Origin of the sequence: Mycobacterium sp. IS-1590 (assembly GCF_001500025.1) — a bacterium.
GTDB lineage: Bacteria > Actinomycetota > Actinomycetes > Mycobacteriales > Mycobacteriaceae > Mycobacterium.
In genome coordinates this window covers 29,659-48,968 of sequence record NZ_LQIW01000008.1, presented here as the reverse complement: position 1 = coordinate 48,968, position 19,310 = coordinate 29,659, and the positions used below count along the sequence as shown (strand labels likewise).

The 19,310-nt window shown below is 68.9% G+C and carries 16 protein-coding genes and 2 pseudogenes; 6 read left to right on the top strand and 12 right to left on the bottom strand.

The genetic code is table 11. The annotated features are described in order from the left end of the window. Nucleotides 1–43: 43 nt before the first annotated feature. A complete protein-coding gene (locus AU197_RS07825; RefSeq protein ID WP_064402016.1) occupies nucleotides 44–1,015 on the top strand; it encodes an aldo/keto reductase in 972 nt (323 codons plus the stop codon). Here the strand turns inward: AU197_RS07825 and AU197_RS07820 are convergent. From AU197_RS07820 to AU197_RS07800, 5 genes and pseudogenes are all read right to left on the bottom strand, one after another. Next, the gene (locus AU197_RS07820) at nucleotides 1,012–2,820 is read right to left on the bottom strand and encodes a fatty acyl-AMP ligase (RefSeq protein ID WP_064402015.1); all 1,809 of its coding nucleotides are present in this window, start codon (nucleotides 2,818–2,820) and stop codon (nucleotides 1,012–1,014) included. The two genes, AU197_RS07825 and AU197_RS07820, sit on opposite strands and share 4 nt — an antisense overlap. Before the next feature lie 55 nt (nucleotides 2,821–2,875). Then, nucleotides 2,876–4,038, bottom strand: a pseudogene (locus AU197_RS07815) (metallophosphoesterase). A gap of 148 nt (nucleotides 4,039–4,186) precedes the next feature. Next, nucleotides 4,187–5,275, bottom strand: coding sequence for an acyl-CoA dehydrogenase family protein (locus AU197_RS07810; RefSeq protein ID WP_064401964.1), 1,089 nt, complete (start codon nucleotides 5,273–5,275; stop codon nucleotides 4,187–4,189). 7 nt (nucleotides 5,276–5,282) lie between these two features. Further along, on the bottom strand, nucleotides 5,283–6,455 hold the full coding sequence (locus AU197_RS07805) for an acyl-CoA dehydrogenase family protein (protein WP_064401963.1): 1,173 nt from the start codon (nucleotides 6,453–6,455) through the stop codon (nucleotides 5,283–5,285). Between the two features lie 84 nt (nucleotides 6,456–6,539). After that, the gene (locus AU197_RS07800; RefSeq protein WP_064401962.1) at nucleotides 6,540–7,259 is read right to left on the bottom strand and encodes an NUDIX hydrolase; all 720 of its coding nucleotides are present in this window, start codon (nucleotides 7,257–7,259) and stop codon (nucleotides 6,540–6,542) included. 82 nt (nucleotides 7,260–7,341) lie between these two features. Here AU197_RS07800 and AU197_RS07795 point away from each other — a divergent pair, with 82 nt between their 5' ends. The 3 genes from AU197_RS07795 to AU197_RS07785 are packed head-to-tail and all read left to right on the top strand — an operon-like array spanning nucleotide 7,342 to nucleotide 9,738. After that, complete coding sequence (locus AU197_RS07795) at nucleotides 7,342–7,590, top strand: hypothetical protein (protein WP_064401961.1); 249 nt, start codon at nucleotides 7,342–7,344, stop codon at nucleotides 7,588–7,590. Nucleotides 7,591–7,603: 13 nt separating this feature from the next. Beyond that, nucleotides 7,604–8,848, top strand: a complete 1,245-nt coding sequence (locus AU197_RS07790; RefSeq protein ID WP_064401960.1) for a cupin domain-containing protein — start codon at nucleotides 7,604–7,606, stop codon at nucleotides 8,846–8,848. After that, nucleotides 8,845–9,738 carry a ferredoxin family protein gene (locus tag AU197_RS07785; RefSeq protein ID WP_064401959.1) on the top strand — a complete coding sequence of 298 codons (894 nt, stop codon included), beginning with the start codon at nucleotides 8,845–8,847 and terminating at the stop codon, nucleotides 9,736–9,738. The genes AU197_RS07790 and AU197_RS07785 overlap by 4 nt, the downstream gene beginning before the upstream one ends. A 45-nt stretch (nucleotides 9,739–9,783) precedes the next feature. Here the strand turns inward: AU197_RS07785 and AU197_RS07780 are convergent, their stop codons facing one another. Together AU197_RS07780 and AU197_RS07775 are read right to left on the bottom strand one after the other, a co-directional pair. Further along, nucleotides 9,784–10,641: an acyl-CoA thioesterase gene (locus tag AU197_RS07780; RefSeq protein WP_064401958.1), complete on the bottom strand. Its 858-nt coding sequence runs from the start codon at nucleotides 10,639–10,641 to the stop codon at nucleotides 9,784–9,786. Between the two features lie 28 nt (nucleotides 10,642–10,669). After that, nucleotides 10,670–11,734 (bottom strand): threonine aldolase family protein, encoded by a 1,065-nt coding sequence (locus AU197_RS07775; protein ID WP_064401957.1) that lies wholly within the window; start codon nucleotides 11,732–11,734, stop codon nucleotides 10,670–10,672. Between the two features lie 106 nt (nucleotides 11,735–11,840). Between AU197_RS07775 and AU197_RS07770 the strand changes: the two genes are divergently transcribed. After that, on the top strand, nucleotides 11,841–12,323 hold the full coding sequence (locus AU197_RS07770; RefSeq protein WP_064401956.1) for a MarR family winged helix-turn-helix transcriptional regulator: 483 nt from the start codon (nucleotides 11,841–11,843) through the stop codon (nucleotides 12,321–12,323). Beyond that, nucleotides 12,320–13,570 carry an MFS transporter gene (locus AU197_RS07765; RefSeq protein WP_064401955.1) on the top strand — a complete coding sequence of 417 codons (1,251 nt, stop codon included), beginning with the start codon at nucleotides 12,320–12,322 and terminating at the stop codon, nucleotides 13,568–13,570. The genes AU197_RS07770 and AU197_RS07765 overlap by 4 nt, the downstream gene beginning before the upstream one ends. Before the next feature lie 11 nt (nucleotides 13,571–13,581). Here the strand turns inward: AU197_RS07765 and AU197_RS07760 are convergent, their stop codons facing one another. From AU197_RS07760 to AU197_RS07740, 5 genes and pseudogenes are all read right to left on the bottom strand, one after another. Next, on the bottom strand, nucleotides 13,582–14,421 hold the full coding sequence (locus tag AU197_RS07760; RefSeq protein ID WP_064401954.1) for an SDR family oxidoreductase: 840 nt from the start codon (nucleotides 14,419–14,421) through the stop codon (nucleotides 13,582–13,584). A gap of 54 nt (nucleotides 14,422–14,475) precedes the next feature. Next, nucleotides 14,476–15,834: a WS/DGAT/MGAT family O-acyltransferase gene (locus AU197_RS07755; protein WP_064401953.1), complete on the bottom strand. Its 1,359-nt coding sequence runs from the start codon at nucleotides 15,832–15,834 to the stop codon at nucleotides 14,476–14,478. A gap of 141 nt (nucleotides 15,835–15,975) precedes the next feature. Further along, nucleotides 15,976–17,553 (bottom strand): FMN-binding glutamate synthase family protein, encoded by a 1,578-nt coding sequence (locus tag AU197_RS07750; RefSeq protein ID WP_064401952.1) that lies wholly within the window; start codon nucleotides 17,551–17,553, stop codon nucleotides 15,976–15,978. A gap of 43 nt (nucleotides 17,554–17,596) precedes the next feature. Next, complete coding sequence (locus AU197_RS07745; protein ID WP_231744856.1) at nucleotides 17,597–18,355, bottom strand: class I SAM-dependent methyltransferase; 759 nt, start codon at nucleotides 18,353–18,355, stop codon at nucleotides 17,597–17,599. Beyond that, nucleotides 18,352–19,298 (bottom strand): annotated as a pseudogene (locus tag AU197_RS07740) (methylenetetrahydrofolate reductase). The gene AU197_RS07745 and the pseudogene AU197_RS07740 overlap by 4 nt, the downstream one beginning before the upstream one ends. Nucleotides 19,299–19,310: the final 12 nt, after the last annotated feature.

Genomic DNA, 19,310 nt, shown 5'->3' with positions numbered 1-19,310 from the left:
AAACCCGCCGTTATCGATCCGATGCGTCAGTACTGTGGCGTCCGTGAAGTACTTGGAGGTCGAGGGAGTTGGCCGGGTCAGCCGGATAGGGCTCGGGACCTGGCAGTTCGGGTCTCGGGAGTGGGGGTACGGCGACAGCTACGCCGCGGGTCCCGCCCGCGAAATCGTGCAACGTTCGCTGGCGCTGGGCGTCACATTGTTCGACACCGCCGAGATCTATGGTTTCGGCAAGAGCGAGCGGATCCTCGGTGAGGCGCTGGGCGACCGGCGCGCCGAGGTCGCGGTGGCCAGCAAGGTCTTCCCGGTGGCCCCGTTCCCGGCGGTGGTCAAGCAACGGGCGCACGCCAGCGCGCAGCGGCTCGGGCTGCAGAAGATCCCGCTGTATCAGATCCACCAGTCCAACCCGGTGGTGCCGGATTCGGTGATCATGCCGGGGATGCGCGACCTGATCGATGACGGTGTGATCGGCGCGGCGGGTGTGTCGAACTACTCCCTGTCGCGCTGGCAGCGGGCCGACACCGCGCTCGGACGACCGGTGATCAGCAATCAGGTGCACTTCTCGCTGGCCCATCCCAAGGCGCTCGAGCGTCTGGTGCCGTTCGCCGAACGGGAGAACCGCATCGTGATCGCCTACAGCCCGCTGGCGCAGGGGCTGCTCGGCGGCAAGTACGGTCCCGACAACCGGCCCGGCGGCGTCCGTGCGACGAACCCGCTGTTCGGCACCGAGAACCTGCGCCGGGCCGAACCACTGCTGCAGACGCTGCGCGATGTCGCCGCCGACGTCGGCGCGAAACCCGCGCAGGTGGCGCTGGCGTGGTTGATCCACTTGCCCAACGTGGTCGCGATCCCTGGTGCGTCCAGCGTCGAACAGCTCGAGTTCAACGTGGCAGCCGCCGACATCGAGCTCAGCACCGAGGCTCAGGAGGCGTTGACCGCCGCCGCCCGGGCGTTCAACCCGGTGTCGGCCGTTCGTTCCCTCGCCGACACGGTGCGCGAGAAGCTCGGCGTCGGTTAACCTTTCAGCTTCTCACTGAGGTACTCGCTGCGACTGGCCCCGCGGGCCAGCTTGCCGCTGGTCGTGCGCGGGATGGCGCCCGCCGCGACGAACCGGATGTCGACGACCGGAATCCTGTGCCGCGCAAGCACATCGGCGCGAATCGCGTCGATCTCCGGGCCGGGATCGTTACGGGCGGTTCCGGTGGCGCGTTCGGCGACGATCACGAGCGCGTCATCGTGGGGGCCGGGCACGGTGAATGCGACGACATGTCCTGCGCGCACCATCGCCGAGGCGGTTTCGGCGGTCGCCTCGATATCCTGCGGATAGTGGTGTCTGCCGTCGATGACGATCAGATCGGCACGCCGTCCGGTGACGAACAACTCGCCGTCGAGGTAAACGCCGAGATCACCGGTACGCAGCCAGTTCGCCTGCTCGTCAACCCCTTCCGCATGGCTGGCCGGTGCGGTCCGGGACTGGAGCCGGGCCCCGAAGGCGTGGCGCGACTCGTCCGGGCGGCCCCAGTAGCCGCGCCCGAGGTTGTCGCCGTGCAGCCAGATCTCGCCGACGTTCCCGTCGGACAGTTCGGTGCCGGTGTCGGGGTCGACGATGACGGCCCACTGGCTGCGCGCGACCCGGCCGCAGGACACGTGGGCCACGGCATCGGGTGAATCGGCGGTGACGGGTACCGCGCGGCCCGCGCTGAGATGCGCGCGGTCGAGGTAGACCGCGGTGGCGCGGGCGTCGGGTTCGATGGTCGCGACGAACAGCGTGGCCTCGGCGATTCCGTACGAGGGTCGAAATGCGTTCGGCGGCAGCCCGTAGGGTGCGAACGCGTCGTTGAAGGCGGTGATGGCGTCGATGCTGACGGGCTCCGAGCCGATGATCAGCACCGCTTTGCTCAGGTCGAGGTCGTCGCCGTCTGCGGGTCGGCCGCGTTGTGCCGCGTACTCATAGGCGAAGTTCGGTGCGGCGGTGACCACCCGGCCTTCGCGCGACCCGTCCGACAGCGCCCGGAGCCAGCGTCGGGGGCGGCGGATGAACGCGGTGGGCGACATCAGCGTCGAATGTCCCCCGTACACGGCGGGAAATCCGATCATCGACAGACCCATGTCATGAAACAGCGGTAACCAGCTGACGCCGTGTACTTTTCGGTCGAGCAGATCGATGGACAGGATCATCTGGATCAAGTTGGTGCCGACCGCGCGGTGCGTGATCTCGACTCCGGCCGGGGGTCGCGTCGCACCGGAGGTGTACTGCAGATGGGATACGGCGTCGAGCGCCAGCTCGACCGGCTCGAAATCGCCTGTCGCGCCGATGTCGTCGATCACCACCACCCGAGGCGTCGGTACGCCGTCGAGGTCGGACAGGAAGCTGCGCACGTTCGAGGCCGCGGCCGCTGTGGTCACCACGACGGACGGTTCGCAGTCGCGCAGCGCGGTGTCCAGTCGTTGCGCATGGCCCTGCAGCTCGGGTGCGAACAGCGGGACCGCGATCGCGCCCGCCTTGATCGCGCCGAAGAAGGCGACGACATAGTCGAGTCCCTGCGGCGCCAGGATCGCGACCCGGTCGCCTCGCCGTGTCACGCGCTGCAGGCTCGCGGCCACCGCCCGCAGGCGTACGCCGAGTTGTCTCCAGGTGAGTTCGTCGACCCGTCCGTCGCCGGTGTGGTCGAGGTAGCGGTAGGCAGGCGCGTCGCCGACGTTGGCGATGTTGCGGTCGATCAGGGAGATCAGGTTCACCCCTGCCGGCACCCTCACCCGGCCCTCGGCGTCCAGGCAGTCCTCGATCCGCAGCAGTCCGTCGTGCGGTACGGGACGGGACATCATGGAAGCAGTCTAGGTAGCGCCCGCGCCCGTCCTGGTACGGCCGTACCAAGACCTACGGCTCCAGCGTCAGCACCGTGATGTCCGGCGGGGCCCCGATGCGCGCCGGCGGGCCCCAGTAGCCCGCGCCGCGGGTCACGTACAGCTGGGTGTCGTCGACTGTCGAAAGGCCTGCGAGCGAGGGCTGCACGGCGCGCACGAGGTAGTGGAACGGCCACATCTGCCCGCGTGGGTGTGTCCGGACAGCTGCAAATCCACCCCGCGCGCGGCGGCCTCCTCGACGAGCACCGGCTGATGCGCGAGCAGCACCGTCGGCCCGGCCGAGGAGATCCCCGCCAGGGCGCGGTCGAAATCCGGTCCGTCCGAGACTCTTTCACCGGCGAGGTCATTGACGCCTGCCAGGTTGACGACCGCGCCGCCACGGCGGATTGCGGTGTTCTCGTTACGCAACGGATGGATGCCCAACCGCTCCATCTCGCGCAGCCACTCGAGAGTGTCGTCGACGAAGTACTCGTGGTTTCCAGTGACGAAGAAGGAGCCCTCGCGGGTGGTCAGATCGCCCAATGGTGCTGCGGCCGGGCCGAGCTCGGCGACGGAGCCGTCGACGACGTCGCCGACGATCGCGACGAGGTCGGGGCCGGTCTCATTGATCATGTCGACGATCCGCTCGGTGTGCGCCCTGCCTGCCAGCGGGCCGAGGTGGATGTCGGACACCACCGCGACGCGAAACCCGCGAAACGCCGGGTCCAGGTTGCGCAGCCGCACCGGCACCCGCAGTACGTCCGGCGGACCGACTGCGGTGGCCGTTCCGACACCGACCAGCCCCACCGACGCTGCGCCCGCGGCGACGGCACTCGCACGGGCCAGGAACAGTCGGCGGCTCAGCCCGTCCGGGTCCTCGGGGTCCGGAGCCGCCGCCGGCGCCCCGCGGACCCACCGCCGCAGCGCCAGTCGCACGGGCTCGAGGACCAGCAGCGCCAACAGCAGGTATGTGGCCAGGCCGAACCACACATAGCCCGGCCAGGCGTACGAGCCCGCGTCGGCCGGACCTGTCAGCCGGGGCAGGAACAACGCCGCGAGCAACAGCCCCGCCAGCCCGGCGAAGGCGGCGCTCAGGATCCTGCGCACTCGACCGGGCCGGGTGGTGTCCTTGATCAGCCGCTTCCACAGATAGGCGTGCATCAGCGCGAGCACCGCGCCGAGGATGACGATGAACATGCACACCCTTCGCTGCCGAGCCTCCGCGGCGTTGCGCGGGCTCACCCATCATGCCCTCGGCCCAACGAGCGGCCCCGCCGGGCCGAGCGCTCAGCCTTGTACAGCTGCGCGGCCGGAACCGTACAAGGGTGCGCGCTCGCGCCAGGGGCTACAGCGACACCGTTCCGTAGTCGCCGACGTGCTCGATGAGCGTGCGGAGCTGATCGTCGGTGGTGCCGAACGTGTTGTCGATGGCCGTCAGTCGCGCCGCGTAGTGGCCGACGGGATACTCCGCGGTCATTCCGATGCCGCCGTGCAGCTGGATCGCCTCCTGCGCGATGTGCCGGCCCGAACGCCCGATCTGGAACTTGGCTCGCGCGGCGATCACCGGATCGAACCTGCCGTCGGCGATCGACATCGCGGCATAGAAGTTCATGCTGCGCGCGAGTTCGAGCGAGACGTACATGTCGGCCGCGCGTTGGGTGAGCGTCTGGAACTTGCTCAGCGGAACACCGAATTGCTTTCGGCTGGTGAGGTATTCGGTGGTGAGCCGTAACGCCTCCTCCATCGCTCCGACCGCCTCCGAGCACAGCGCCGACTGATAGCGGATGACCGCGCGAGTGACGTGTTCGGTCGCATCGCCGCCGCCGAGGGGTTCGGCGGGTGTGGAGTCGAAGTCGAGTTGCGCACCGCCCCGGCCGTCGAACATCCGGTAGGGCGCGCGGTTGACCGCGTTGCCGTCGACGACGAACAACCCCACGCCGCCGCCGGGCAACGCCGCGGTGACGACGATCGAGTCGGCGGTGTCGCCGGCCAGGACGGGATTCTTACGACCGGTGAGAGTCCAGGCGTCCCCGTTCTGTTCGGCGCGCGTCGCGGGTGCGGCCGACGGCAGCCGCGATCCGGGTTCGGAGTGGGCGAAGGCCAGTAACGCCTCACCGGTCGCCACCGCCTCGAGGATCTCCTTCTGCTGGTCGTTGCCCACCTCAGCGATCAGGACGCCCGGGATCATCGCGGCCTGCGCGACCGGTTCGGGCGCGAGCCGCCTGCCGATCTCGGTCAACACCACCATCACCTCGATGGGGCCTGCCTCGTCGGGATCGAAGCCGAGCCCGAGGATGCCGACCTCGGCCAGTTGGCCCCAGACCTCTCGGCTCCAGCCGGGCTCGCCTTCGACGCGCACACCCTCGCGCCGTGAGAGCACGTCGCGGGTGACGTCGCGCAGTAGTTGCTGTTCCTCGGTCAGGTCGAAGTCCACGGCAGGCTCACAATCCCAGGATGGTCGAAGCGATGATGGTGCGCTGAACCTCGTTGGTGCCGCCGTAGATCGACGTCTTCCGATAATTCAGGTAGCGCGGTGCGGCGTCCTGCGCCCAGGTGGGCACGTCGAGGTCCCCGGCCTCGAACGGCAACGCCTCCGGTCCGGCCACCTCGACGAACAGCTCGGTGGCGGCCTGCTGCAACTGGCTGCCGCGCAGCTTGAGGATCGACGACGCGGGGTTCGGCTTTCCGTCGGCTTCGGATCCGCTGACGCGCATCTGCGTGAGTTCCAATGCGAGCAGCCCGGTTTCGATCTCGGCCACCCGAGCGGCGAACAGCGGATCCTCCAGCAGCGGCGTGCCGTTGACCTCGAGCTTGGCGGCGTGTTCCTTGACCTGCGCCATCCACAGCTTCGTCAGGCCGATGCGGGCGATGCCGGTGCGCTCGTTGCCGAGCAGGAACTTCGCGTACGTCCAGCCCTGGTTTTCCTCGCCGACGAGCTGGTCGGCCGGGATCCGGACGTCTTCGAAGAAGACCTCGTTGACCTCGTAGCTGCCGTCGATCAGTTCGATCGGACGCAGCGTGATGCCCGGCGTCGACATCTCGGCCAGCAGGAACGAGATACCGGCCTGACGCTTGGGCGCGTTCGGGTCGGTGCGCGCCAGCAGGAAGATCCAATCGGCGTACTGACCTAGCGTCGTCCACGTCTTCTGGCCGTTGACGACGTAAGTGTCGCCGTCGCGCACGGCGGTGGTCCGCAGCGACGCGAGGTCCGAACCGGCCTCCGGCTCGGAGAAGCCCTGGCACCACCAGATGTCGATGTTGGCCGTCGGCGGCAGGAAACGTTCCTTCATCGCCTGCGAGCCGAACTGGGCGATCACCGGGCCGACCATCTTGGTGTTGAACGCCAACGGTTCGGGGACGCCGGCCAACTGCATCTCGTCGAGCCAGATCTGGCGCTGCAACGGCGACCACTCCTTACCGCCCCACTCGACCGGCCAGTTCGGCACCGCCAACCCGTTGGCGTGGAGGATGCGCTGGCTGGTGACCATGTCCTCGGGGAACTTCGTATGGCCGGTCTTGCCGCGCTCGCGGATGTCCTCGGGAATCTCGGAGGTGTAGAAGCGCCGCAGCTCCTCGCGGAATGCGGCGTCCTCGTCACTCAACGCCAATTTCACGGTCTACCCCGTTCTGTCGTGTTGTCGCTCGCCGAGTACCCGCGTCTGGTGGGTCCATGTAGGTACATATCGATTGTGCTCGCTCTACTTCCATGCGAAGACGGGTTGTTCGAGTTCGTCGACCGGATCGTGCCGGCCCTCCAGTCCGAGCCACCGCAGCTGCAGCAACACCGCGCCGGTCGGCGCGTGGATCAGGTCGTTGCCCAGCGGGACCTGCACGACGGGTCGCGAGCTCTCCGGGATCTCGATGAACCGCGGCGAGTCGGGGCGCTGCAGCTGATGCAGGCCGACCCGATACACCGCGACCACCTCGTCGGGCGCCGGCCGCGGGTCGAGCCGGCCCCCGCCCCAGAGCACCACGGGAGTGATGACGTATCCCGACCGTGTCGGGTAGTCGTCGAGAAGGCCCAGCACCGTCGATTCCGGCAGCCGGACGCCGACCTCCTCGTCGAGTTCGCGCAGGGCCGCGTCGACCACGGTCTCGCCCGGGTCCAGCCGGCCACCGGGCAGCGCCCACTGCGCGGCGTGCGACGTCAGCCGGGATGCCCTGCGGCACAGAAGGAAAGCGGCACCACCGGAGACGTCGACCATCCGGCCGTCGAGGCGAGAGTCGGGCATCCCGCGCCCGTCGTTCCAGCCTTCGACGTCGACCGGGTCCACCCTGTCTTCACCGACCTCGGAGTCGACGAGCACGACGGCGACCGCGGCGTGCCTTTTCGTCGGGTCGCTCACCGCGCGACGTTCGTGTCCCGACAGGTTCGCCTCGATCCGCTCGCGCAGCGACTCGTCGTAGGAGATCGTCACCGCTCGACCATAGTTTCGCGGTGTTTCGTCCGAACCGTCCGGGGCAACTCCCTCCAAACCACAGCCCAAAGAAGGGATCGACATGGCACTCGACGATGACGACATCACCACCTCGGGCGCAGGTGGCGAGGGAACCGCTGACGGCGGCTCGAACCCCGAAGGACACGACGGCGGCGCCGACGGCACAGCCGGTGGCGAGGGCCCGGCCGACGGCGGCTCCAACCCCGAAGGACACGACGGCGGCGCCGACGGCACAGCCGGTGGCGAGGGCCCCGCTGACGGCGGCTCCAACCCCGAAGGACACGACGGCGGCGCCGACGGGACCGCGTGACCCCAGTTCGATGATGCTTCGGCGCTGCGCTGCGGTTGAGGCCCGACGGTTCGCCGACGAGTACTGGGGCCGTCGACCGTTGCTCACCCGGGCCGACGCGTTGCCCCGCGATTTCAGCGATCTGCTGTCGCCCGGGACGGTTGACGAACTGATCGCCGAGCGCGGGGTGCGCGCGCCGTTCATCCGGCTGGCCAAAGAGGGCGATCTCCTGCCCAAGGACTGCTATCTCGGGCCCGCCGGCTTCGGCGCCGAGATCGCTGACCAGATCGACTCGGCCAAGCTGCTGAGCCAGTTCGCCTTGGGCGCAACGATAGTGCTACAGGGCCTGCACCGGTTGTGGCCTCCGCTGATCGAGTTCGTCCGGCAGGCGGTCGACGAGTTCGGCCATCCGGTCCAGGCCAACGCCTATATCACCCCACCGGTCAACCGGGGCTTCGATCCGCACTACGACGTGCACGACGTCTTCGTTCTGCAGGTGTCGGGCCAAAAGCGCTGGATCGTGCACGAGCCGGTGCACGAGCATCCGCTGCCGTCGCAACCGTGGACCGGGCACCGCGCGGCGATCGAGAAACGGGTCGCCGAGGACGCACCGGTCATCGACACGGTGCTCGAGGAGGGGGACGCCCTCTATCTGCCGCGCGGGTGGGTGCATTCGGCGCAGGCGTTGCAGATGACGTCAATCCATCTCACCATCGGGATCTCCCCGGTGACGGCGGTCGACGTGGCGCGCGCGGTCGTCGACCAGTTGGCCGCCGACGCGAGGTTCCGCGGGTCGCTGCCCATGGGTGTCGCCGATGCGGATGAGACGATGGCGACGGTGTCGAAGGTGATGGCGGAAATGGTCGAGTCGCTGCGCGACGATGCGGCGAGCCTCAGCGCGGGAGCTGCCGCGCACCTGTCCCGGCGGCACGCCGAACGCACCCGTCCGGTGGCGGTTCGGCCGCTGGCCTCTCTCGCGGCGGCCGATCGGGCCGGGGAAACGGTGGTCGGTTGGCGACGTGGGCTGAGCGCGACCGTCGAACGGTCCGGTGACCGAATTGTGTTGCGCCTGCGGGATCGGACCATCACGTTCCCGCAGATTTGTGCAGCCGCCGTTCGCGCCCTGCACGAGGGCACCGTCATGGATGCGGTGAGCATGCCCGGCCTGGACGCCGCCGACGCGACGGTCCTGATCCGGCGACTGTTGCGGGAGGGGGTCCTCGTTCCCGTGAACAGCGTCGTTCCCGTGCAACGCAACTCTCCGGCCGATGCCGGATGACGGTCGCCAAGAGAATCCCGTGCAGCGACCAATCGCTGGCCCGCGACGATCCGATGTACGGCACCGCATCAGCGGGCTCGTCGTGGTTGCTGCTCGAGTTGAGCGGCGCCTGGGGGCCGTCGGCGTTCCTGCAGTCGCCGAACTGCATCGACCCGCAACTCGGCCGCGCGATCGTGCGCCGGGTGGAGAAGGCGGGTATGCGCATCACCGCGATCCGCAAGCATGGTCGTCGACCCGACACGCCGCGGTGGCGCTGGTATGTGGCGCATTGCGGCGTCGGCGACGAGGCGCTCCATCACGGGGAGGTCGACGACCCTCGTGACTTTCTCGAGCTCGCGCTCGACGGTAGTGACGGGAACCTGACGTCCGATCCGGTCATCGCGATCTGCTCGCATGGCAAACACGACCAATGTTGCGCGGTCCGCGGCCGCAGCGCGTGCCGTGCGATCGCCGCCGAGTATCCCGAATTCACCTGGGAGTGTTCGCATCTCGGCGGTGACCGGTTCGCGGCCACCATGCTGATCCTGCCGGAGGGCCTGTGCTACGGCAGGGTCGATTCCGCCGACGCCGCGGGGCTGGTACGTCGGTACCTCGAAGGCCGGCTGGACAACCGGTTCCTGCGCGGGCGCACATCGCTACCGCACGCCGTGCAGGCCGCCCAGTATTTTGCCCGCGAGCGCTACGGCGACGACCGCATCGATGCGCTGCACCCGCTGCAGGTCGAACGCGGCGAACACCGCATCCAGGTCCTGCTCGACGGCGAGGCCGGGCCCATCGAGGTGATCCTGCACGAGGAACTGTCCGAACCCCTTCTGTCGCAATGTCATGCGCAGGTCAAAGGTCAGGTTCGCGTCTTCACGCTCGGCTCCATCGGACCGCACGACGCGTAGCGACGGCCGCGGGCGGAATCGACGGAGCGACCGGGCGGTGACGTTTCAGGCGGCGGCCCGGCCGAAGTACAGCTCCTGGGTGGCCAGGCAGACCAGCTGTCCCGCCCGGTTGTACATCGTCGACGTGCTCAGCCCGCGCCCGGCGATACCGCTTGGCGAAAACTGGTCAGACAGCACCCAATCCGACATGTCGACCGGCCGGTGGAACCACAGCGCGTGGTCGATCAGCGCGTTGAACGTCCCGATCGGGGTGGCGCCGCGCATGGCGAGTGCCGTTTCGACCATCGTGGTGCCGGACAGATAGGCCAGCAGGCAGCTGTGCAGCACCTCGTCGTCGGCTACCGGTTCGCCGGGACGCCACCACATCCGCATCCGCGGCGACGGCTCGCCGAGCTCGAGCGCCAGGCGCGGCGGCGCGTCGACGTAGCGCAGGTCGAAGGGCTGGGGCCGCACCCAGAAGCCGTTGTGTTCCTCGGCGAAGTCCGCCAGTTGCTCCTGCACCGGCAGAAGCGAATCCGGCTCTGGCACATCGGGAATCGGCCGATGATAGTCAAGTGAATCGACCGGTGCGCTCAGCGACACCAGGGCCTCGAGCAGAATCTGATCGTCCTGGCGGGCGGTGACCTGGCGGGTCGACAGGGTTCCGCCGTCGCGGGCGACGTCGACGTGGAGGTCGACCGGATAACGGGCATCGCCCGCACGCACGTAGTAGACGTGCGCACTGTGTGGCGTGCGGCCGGGAGCCGTCCTGCTGGCTGCCATCAGGGCTTGACCGGCGATGTGTCCACCCACGATGTGGTGCGCCGGATTGTCGAGTTGCGTCGCGACGAAGTGGTGGTCGCCCCGCCGGTCCACCTCGAGCGTGGCGATGATCTCGGCGAGGGTCGGAACGCGATAAGTCACCCCGGCATCATGCCAGTGCGGTTCGGCGTCACAGCTCGGCGAGGATCGCCGCCACGAACTCGTCGACGTCGGCCTCGGTGGTGTCCCACGCCGTCATCCAGCGCACCTCGCCGCGTGACCGGTCCCAGTCGTAGAACCGCACCCGCGCCCGGATACGGTCGGCCGCTTCGGTCGGCAGCGTCGCGAAGATCGCGTTCGCCGGACTGTCCTGGGTGAACGCGAGCCCGGTGAGCCGTCCATCGGCGATGTTCGCCTCGAGGGCCGCGCGCAGCCGCGCCGTCATCGCGTTGGCGTGCGCGGCGCTGCGCAGGCCGAGGTCGTTTTCGAAAAGCGCGAGCAGCTGGACGGAGGTGAACCGCATCTTGCTCGCCAGCTGCATCGTCAGCTTCCGCAGATACCGCAGTCCGCTCGTGCGGCCCGCGTCGAGCACGACAACGGCCTCGGCGCCGAGCAGTCCGTTCTTCGTGCCACCCAAGCTGAGCACGTCGACACCCGCATCCGCGGTGAACGCACGAAACGGCACCCCGAGCGCGGCCGCCGCGTTCCACAGCCGCGAGCCGTCCATGTGCACCGCCATCCCGTGGGCGTGGGCGAAGTCCGCCACCGCTCGCACCTCGTCCGGGGTGTACACGGTGCCCATCTCCGTTGTCTGGGTGATGCTCACGGCGAGCGGTTGGGCCCGGTGCTCGTCGCCCCATCCCCACGCCTCGCGGGCGACGAGTTCGGGGGTCAGCTTGCCGTCCGGTGTGGGCACGGTCAGCAGCTTGATCCCGGTCATACGCTCGGGTGCGCCGGCTTCGTCGGTGTGGATGTGGGCGGTCGACGTGGTGACGACGGCGCCCCAGCGCGGCAGAACGCTGGTCAGCGCAACCACATTCGCGCCGGTGCCGTTGAACACCGGATAGACCTCGGCGCCCACGCCGAAGTGTTCGCCGATCACCTCCTGCAGCCGCGCGGTATAGGCGTCCTGCCCATAAGCGGGTTGGTGACCGCCGTTGGCGGCGGCGAGCGCGGCGAGCACCTCCGGATGCACACCGGCGTTGTTGTCGCTGGCGAAACCTCGCCGGTTGGGATCGTGCAGACGAGACGTCACACCTCATCCTTTCACCGTCCCGATGGCACTCCCACATACGAGATTGCGCTCAGGGCTGTCGCCGTGAGGGCAGGTCATCGGCCACGATTTCGACGCGAATATATGTATGTGCTATGCATACTTAGTGGCGCCGTCACGATACGACCAACTCGACGAACTGCTGACCCGCATCGCGGTCGCGCGGCAGCGGCCCGGTTGGCGGGATCGCCTTCTCGCCGACGCAGGACCCGTGACCAGCGCGTCGACCCTGCGGGTACTGCGCGCAATCGAGCAGTGCCAGCAGCTTTCCGGCGGCGCCTCCATCCGCGACGTCGCCGACTTTCTGGCCGTCGACCACTCGACCGCGAGCCGGTCGGTGGCCGCTGTCGTCGCTGCAGGCCTGGTGACGAAGACGTACGCCGCCGACGATCAGCGGCGCTGCATGCTCGTGCTGACCGAAGCCGGTCACCTGGCGTCGCAGACGGTGACCGACCGGCGGCGCGAACTGGTCGCCGAGATGATCGAGGACTGGCCCGACGCCAACGTCGACACCCTGGTCGATCTCCTCGACCGGTTGGCCGAACGATTTGAACGGGCGTCGGCCCGATGACCGCCGAAGCCACCGCCCCGCCGCAAGCACGCGGTGCATTCGGGTTGATCTTCGACCCGGTGTTCGGCGCGCTGTTCTGGGGCAAGATCTTCTCGGTCGTGGCGGTGTGGACGCACGGCATCGTCGCCGCGATCGTGATGTACGACGCGACGCGATCAGCCCTCATGGTCGGATTGGTCGGCGTCGTCCAGTTCGCACCGCAGTTGATCCTGAGCCCCATCAGCGGCAAATGGGCCGACACCGGGGACCCGGCGCGACAGATTCTGCTCGGGCGCGTGTTGTGCGTGGCGGGCTCCGGTTTCACCGCGGTGTGGTTGCTGGCCGACCCCGCCGGACACGACATCTCCGATGCCATACCCGTGCTACTGGGCACCTTGCTGGTCGGCTTCGGGTTCGTCGTGGGCGGACCGGCGCTGCAGTCAATCGTGCCGAACCTCATCCGCGACGGCGAACTGTCGACGGCGATGGCGCTCAACAGCTTTCCGATGACCATCGGACGCATCGTCGGACCCGCCGCGGGCGCATACATCGCCGCACACCTCGGCGCCGGCGCGGCGTTCGGAGTCAGCGCCGGACTGCATCTCGTGTTCGCGCTGTCCCTTCTCGCGGTGCGATTCCCGGCCCCGCCGACTCGGCACGCCGACACGGACTATCGCGTGCGGGTGGCGCTGCGATACGTCTGGCGTGATCGCCCGCTGTTCCTGGCGCTGCTCGCAGTGACCACCGTCGGGCTGGCATCCGACTCCTCGATCACGCTGACTCCGTCGATGGCCGACGAACTGGGTGGCGGCGCCAGCCTGGTCGGGACGCTGTCCGCGGTGTTCGGTGTCGGCGCGGCGGTCGGGATGGCGACGCTGGCGCTCATGCGCGGCCGGATGGCGTCACAGAACGTGTCCGCTATCGGTATGGCCGGTCTCGGCGCGGGCTGCGCATCGCTGGCCGTAGCGCCGACCCCCGCGCTCGCGCTGGCCGGTTTCACACTCGCCGGACTGGGGTTCGGCTGGGCCATGACCGGGCTCAGCACCCTGGTTCAGGAACGGGCGCCCGAGGTGCTGCGCGGCCGGATCATGGCGCTGTGGCTCGTCGGCTTCCTCGGTTCACGGCCTATCGCTGCGGCACTGCTGGGCGGCGCCGCCGACCTGTTCAATGTTCAGGTCGCCTTCGGGGTGGCGGCGGTGTTCTGTCTGGCCGCCGCGCTCTGGAGCCGTCCCGCCAAATTGGTGGGCCCGCTACCGGCACACGTATAGGTGTCTGCGCCTCAAGCGCTTTCGGCTGCCTTCCGCGCCCGCTCCGTCATGGACGCGACCACACCACCGTCGTTGAGGATGTCGGTTCCGGTGAGGTAGCCCGCCTTGGGACTCACGCAGAACGCGAACAACTCGGCCATCTCCTCGGGTTTACCCCATCGCGGGACGGCGGCGTCGGCCACCATCGCACCGGCGCCCGCCTGCTCTTCCAGCCTGCCCATCTCGGTGTCGACGGACCCCGGGGAGACCGAGACGATGCGCAGGCCCTTGCCGTTGAACCGTTCGGCCTGCGACGAGCTGTACCACCTGACGAAGCTCTTGCTGATCGCGTACGCGATACCCGAGCGGCCTTCCGGGCCGGCGATGTCACACGCGTCCAGCATGTGCGTCATGAACGCCTTTTGGTCCGTGAACGCTTGCGGGAATTGGCTTTTCGGGAGCAGCTCGTCGGGCAGCATGTGCGCGGCCATCGACGCGACGTTCACGATCGCCGCGCCCTCGGCCGCCGCCTCGAAGAACGCCTCGTTGACGTTGAGCGTGCCGATCGCGTTGGTGCGCATGACATATTCGGCCTCGCCCATGCTGGGGCTCACGCCCGCGGTGTGGATCACCGACCCGACCGTTCCGAGGCCGCTCGCGGTTTCGAAGAGCCGGTCGACCGCCGCCCGGTCGGTGACGTCGCCGTGAACGACGGTGGCCGTGATGCCGGCGTCGGCCAACGCTGCGGCCGCGGTGTCGAGCCGGTCCTTCCTGACGTCGCACAGGACAAGGGCATGGTCACGCCCGACGATGCGGGCCGTCGCCTGACCCATACCACCTGCACCGCCCGTGATGATCGCGACTCGACTCATACGGGGAACGGTATACCGAAAGCGCGACGGGATGGCCGACGGGTATGACGCCCGCTACACGCCGACCGCGCGCTCCAGGTCCTTGAGCGACGTCTCGAGGTGGCCGAGCAGGCGCTGCAGCGACGGCACGCTGCGGCGGTCGCCGACCAGCCCGAAGTCGAGGTTCTCGGCGTTGTTGGCCAGCGTGATGTTGAGCGCCTGCCCGTCGAGCGGAATCGAGAACGGGTAGTTGCCGTCGAGCCGGGCGCCGTTCCAGTACATCGGCTGCCGCGCGCCCGGCACGTTCGAGATCACGATGTTGAACGGCGGGGGCGCGGTGGCGACGAATCCCGGCAGCAGTCCGAGCGCCAACCCACCGACCAGCAACGCCGACACCGCCAGTTGCTGAACCCGCGGCAGTTCCGCGTACACCTTCTTGTTGTCGCGCATCGACTTCGCGATCGTCTCCAGCCGCTGCACCGGGTCCTCGACGTCGGTGGCGAGGTTGCACAGGATGGCGCCGACCAGGTTGCCGCCGTTGTCCGCGTCCTTTTCGGTGCGCAGGTTCACCGGGACCATCGCGACCAGCGGCGTGTCCGGCAGCGCGTTCTCCTCCGCCAGGTACGCCCGCAACGCCCCCGCGCACATCGCCAGCACGACGTCGTTGACGGTCACGCCCGCAGCGCTTTTCACCTTCTGGATGCGCTCCAGCGCCCACGACTGGGCGGCCACCCGCCGCGCCCCGCCGATGCGCACGTTCAACATCGTCTTCGGCGCGCGGAACGGAAGGGTCAGTTCCTGTTCCAGCAGCGCGGCGCGGGCCAGCGACAGCGTGGTCGGCGCGGCACCGGCGACGGAACCCGCGGCGTCGGTCAGCGTCCGCAGCAGTGACGGGCGGTCTTTCGGGCCCGACCTGCTGCGCGGCGGCAGGCTCCACGGCGCCTGAATCGTGGTGTCGCCTGGATCGGTGGAAAGCGTCCGCTGTACCAGCTTCATCGCCGACACCCCGTCGATCAGCGAATGGTGGAACTTCGTGTACACCGCGAAGCGTCCGTCGTCGAGGCCCTCGATCAGGTGCGCCTCCCACAACGGACGATGCCGGTCGAGCAGCGTGCCGTGCAACCTCGAGACCAGCTCCAGAAGCTCGCGCACCCGGCCCGGCGCGGGTAGGGCCGAGCGGCGCAGGTGGTAGTCGAGATCGACCTCCTTGTCCGACGTCCACACCAGGTTGGTGACCCCACCGAAGAACGCCGGATGCTTCCGGAACGTCGGCTGCACCTCGGTTTGTGCGACCAGGGCGTCGTAGATCCCGCGCAGGAAGTCGGGTCCGGTGTCCTCCGGGGGCTTGTACAGCGTCAGACCGCCGACATGCATTGGGTGCTCGCGGGATTCGCCGAGCAGAAAGATCAGGTCGGTCGGTGATATCGGTTGCATGCAGCCTCCGGCTCCGGTGCTCGAGAATGCTCAGGACTTGTCTGAACATCCCCGTCGGCGCCGTTCGACAAACGTGGGCGGTGCGCGCCCGCCGTCACGGCGATGATTCCAGCTTCCCACTCGCGGCGCGGCCGCGCGAGGTCATCGGACGGCGGATGACGACGGTGGCGCGGAGTGCCCGTCGGGTTCGCGACACGTCATCAGCCGCACGATCTCTTTGCGGTCCGCCTCCGACGGCAGCCCCATGCCCGGCTCGTAGCCGTACACCTCGTGCAACGGTGTGGAGGCGGTGCGGGTGTCGAGGATGTCGACGTCTTCGGTGCTGATCAGCCCGGGGTGCTCGACGCCGCACGCCTCGGCCACCTTGACCAGGTCGCGGCGCAGCGTCTTGACGTAGTTCGCGACGCGCTCGGCCTTGACCTCGGGCACCAGGCCGCGCGCCAGCCAGGCGTTCTGGGTGGCGACTCCGGTCGGGCACGTGTCGGTGTGGCACTTCTGCGCCTGGATGCAGCCGATCGCCAGCATCGCCTCACGCGCGACGTAGACCATGTCGCAGCCGAGCGCGAACCCGACGACGGCGTTGTCCGGCAGGCCGAGCTTGCCTGCGCCGATGAACACGACGTCCTCGTGCAGGCCCCGTTCGGCGAAGATCCGGTACGTGCGCGCGAAGCCCAGCTGGAACGGCAGTGAGACGGTGTCGGTGAAGATCAGCGGCGCGGCGCCGGTGCCGCCCTCGCCACCGTCGATCGAGATGAAGTCCACGCCACGATTCGTGTCCCGCATGAGATCGGCCAGCTCACACCAGAATTCGAGGTCGCCGACAGCCGACTTGATCCCCACCGGCAGACCCGTCTCGGCCGCGAGCAGTTCCACCCAATCCAGAAGGCTGTCGGTGTCGCAGAATTCCGCGTGCCGCGACGGGCTGACACAGTCGCGTCCCTGCGGGATTCCGCGGGCGGCGGCGATCTCGGCGGAGACCTTGGGAGCGGGCAGCAGCCCGCCGAGGGTCGGTTTGGCGCCCTGACTGAGCTTGATCTCCAGGGCACGCACCGGCGCACCGGCCACCACGTCCTTGAGCTTGGCCAGATCGAAGCGGCCCTCGGCGTCGCGGCACCCGAAGTAGGCGGTGCCGATCTGGAAGATCAGTTCGCCGCCGTGCCGGTGGTAGCGCGAGACGCCGCCCTCACCGGTGTTGTGCAGACAGTCGGCCAGCACCGCTCCCCTGTTGAGTGCCTCTACCGCGTTGGCCGACAGCGATCCGAAGCTCATCGCGGAGATGTTGACCACCGAGTTCGGCCGGAACGCGGCGCGACGACCGCGCGCCGCCCCGATCACCTTGGCGCAGGGCACCTCTATCTCGCGGCTGGTGCCGGGCGAGGTGGGCGGGACGGTCCTGGCGAACGTGCGATGTTTGATCACCGGGTAGCCGGCGGTGTACTCCAGGTCGTTGTCGGTGCCGAAGCCGAAGTAGTTGTTCTCTTTCTTGGCCGATGCGTACACCCACCGTCGCTGGTCCCGGGTGAACGGCCGTTCCTCATCGTTGGCCGCGACGATGTACTGCCTCAGCTCCGGGCCGATGGCTTCGAGTAGGTACCTCGCATGCCCGACGACGGGGAAGTTTCGCAGAAGCGCGTGTCTGCGCTGGAACAGGTCTCGCGCGGCCACGGCACCCAACGTCGAGGCGGCCGCGGCGGCGAAACCACGTACGGTGCGGCCCATGGCGTCAGGGTTTCCGAACCGGCGCGGCCCGAAACCCGGCCGGTCACCGGGCGTGACGCAGGATCAGGAGTTCGCCGGTCAGCGTTCCGTTTTCGAGCAGCCGGCCGATGTCGCTGCTCTGCTCTTCGGCCAGCCGCCACGCTCGCTTGTGGCCGTGCCGCTCGGACAGCGCGGCCTCCACCTTTTCGGCGCGTTCCTCCCAGGCCGCGGGGATTTCGGGTAGGTCGGCGGTGCTGCGCCGTACCTCGGGGAGGAGGGTCGCCTGCTGGATCAACGCGTCGAGGCGCTCCGGGGTGGGGAAGTGATTGTCCGGCAGAAGATCGTCGGGGATCGCGCGGTGCGCCACGAACGCGAGCAGCCCGACGCACCCGCCGGGCCGGACCGTGCGGCGCAACTCGTTCAGAAGCGAGAGCTGATCCGGTGTGGTGCACAGGACCCCCAGCGACCACGCCGCGTCGAACCTCGCGTCGGCGATCGGCAGCGCCGATCCGAGCCCACAGATCACCGGGTGATCGAACAGCCTGGCCGCCGCGTGGCACGCTCCGGTTTCGGGCTCGACCAGCACCGGTCGCACCGAGCGCTGCTGCGCGGCGTAGGCCGCCGGTCCGCCGACGCCCGCACCGCAATCCAGCAGCGAGTCGCCCTCCGAGAGCCCCATGTGCTCGATGAGCCAGTCCAGCGCGGCGGGGCTACCGCTGCCGCGGCACGCCGCGGGGATGTGATAGTCCGGGCCCAGGTCCGCCGCCACCTGCGCCGTCCACTCGGCGACCGTGTCGAACTCGGCCTCCATCGCCTCACTCACGCGGCCACCTCCCGAACACGGCGTCCCACTTCGGCCTTGATCTCGGCCCCGACCCGGGCACCCGATGCCGAGGCCAGCCCGGAGACGTTCACTCCCTCGACTCCGTCGATCGACAACAACGCCTGCGCTTCGGCGACCGCCGCCTCGATTCCCGCCACCACCGGATCGGCGGCACCCAGGACGCGGTCGGTCACCGACGGGTCGAGGTCGAGTCCCGGCAAGCCCTGCAGCACGGCGGCGGACACGTGGTCGGTGAACACCGCGACGGCCGCGATCACCGGGATGGACAGGCCTGCGGCCCGCGCCGACTGCATGAAATCGGCGATCATGGCCGGGAACGGTACGTGGTTAAGGACCGCCAGACTGGCTCCGGCGCGCTGCTTTTCCACCAGGCGAGCGGGTCTGCCGGCGACCGGCGGCGCCGTCGGAGTCTCGGGTACCGCCGCGATCATGCCGATCGATGCCGCGAGCTCGACCAGGCGTGGCCCGTCCAGATCGAAGGTCTGCGTCACGTCGGGCCGCACGTCGTAACCTCGCCCGTCGCCCGTCACGCACATCGCGGTCTTTACGCCGATGCTGCGCAACCCCCGCAGTTCCTGCTCGAGGACCACCCGGTTGCGGTCCCGACACGACAGCGTGATCCACGGCGTCACGCCGGCGTCGAGCAGAAGGCTACCCATCAGCGTCGGCGGGAAGTCCGGCTTGTTCTGATGCTCGCCGACCAGCACGGCGTCACACGAAGGTGCGAGCAGAGCGGCGGTCGCGGCGACGTCTTGCGCGTCGAAGCGACGCTGCTGAAGTCGGTGAGCACCAGCGGCGCCCTGACCGGGAGGGGTTCGTGCCGCGGTCCTGTCCACGGCACCACCTCGGTGAACATGCAGGGGCCCGGTCGCATCTCGCACTGGCCGTCGGGGCGCACACCACCACACGGACCGAACTCCATCCGTTTGGGACA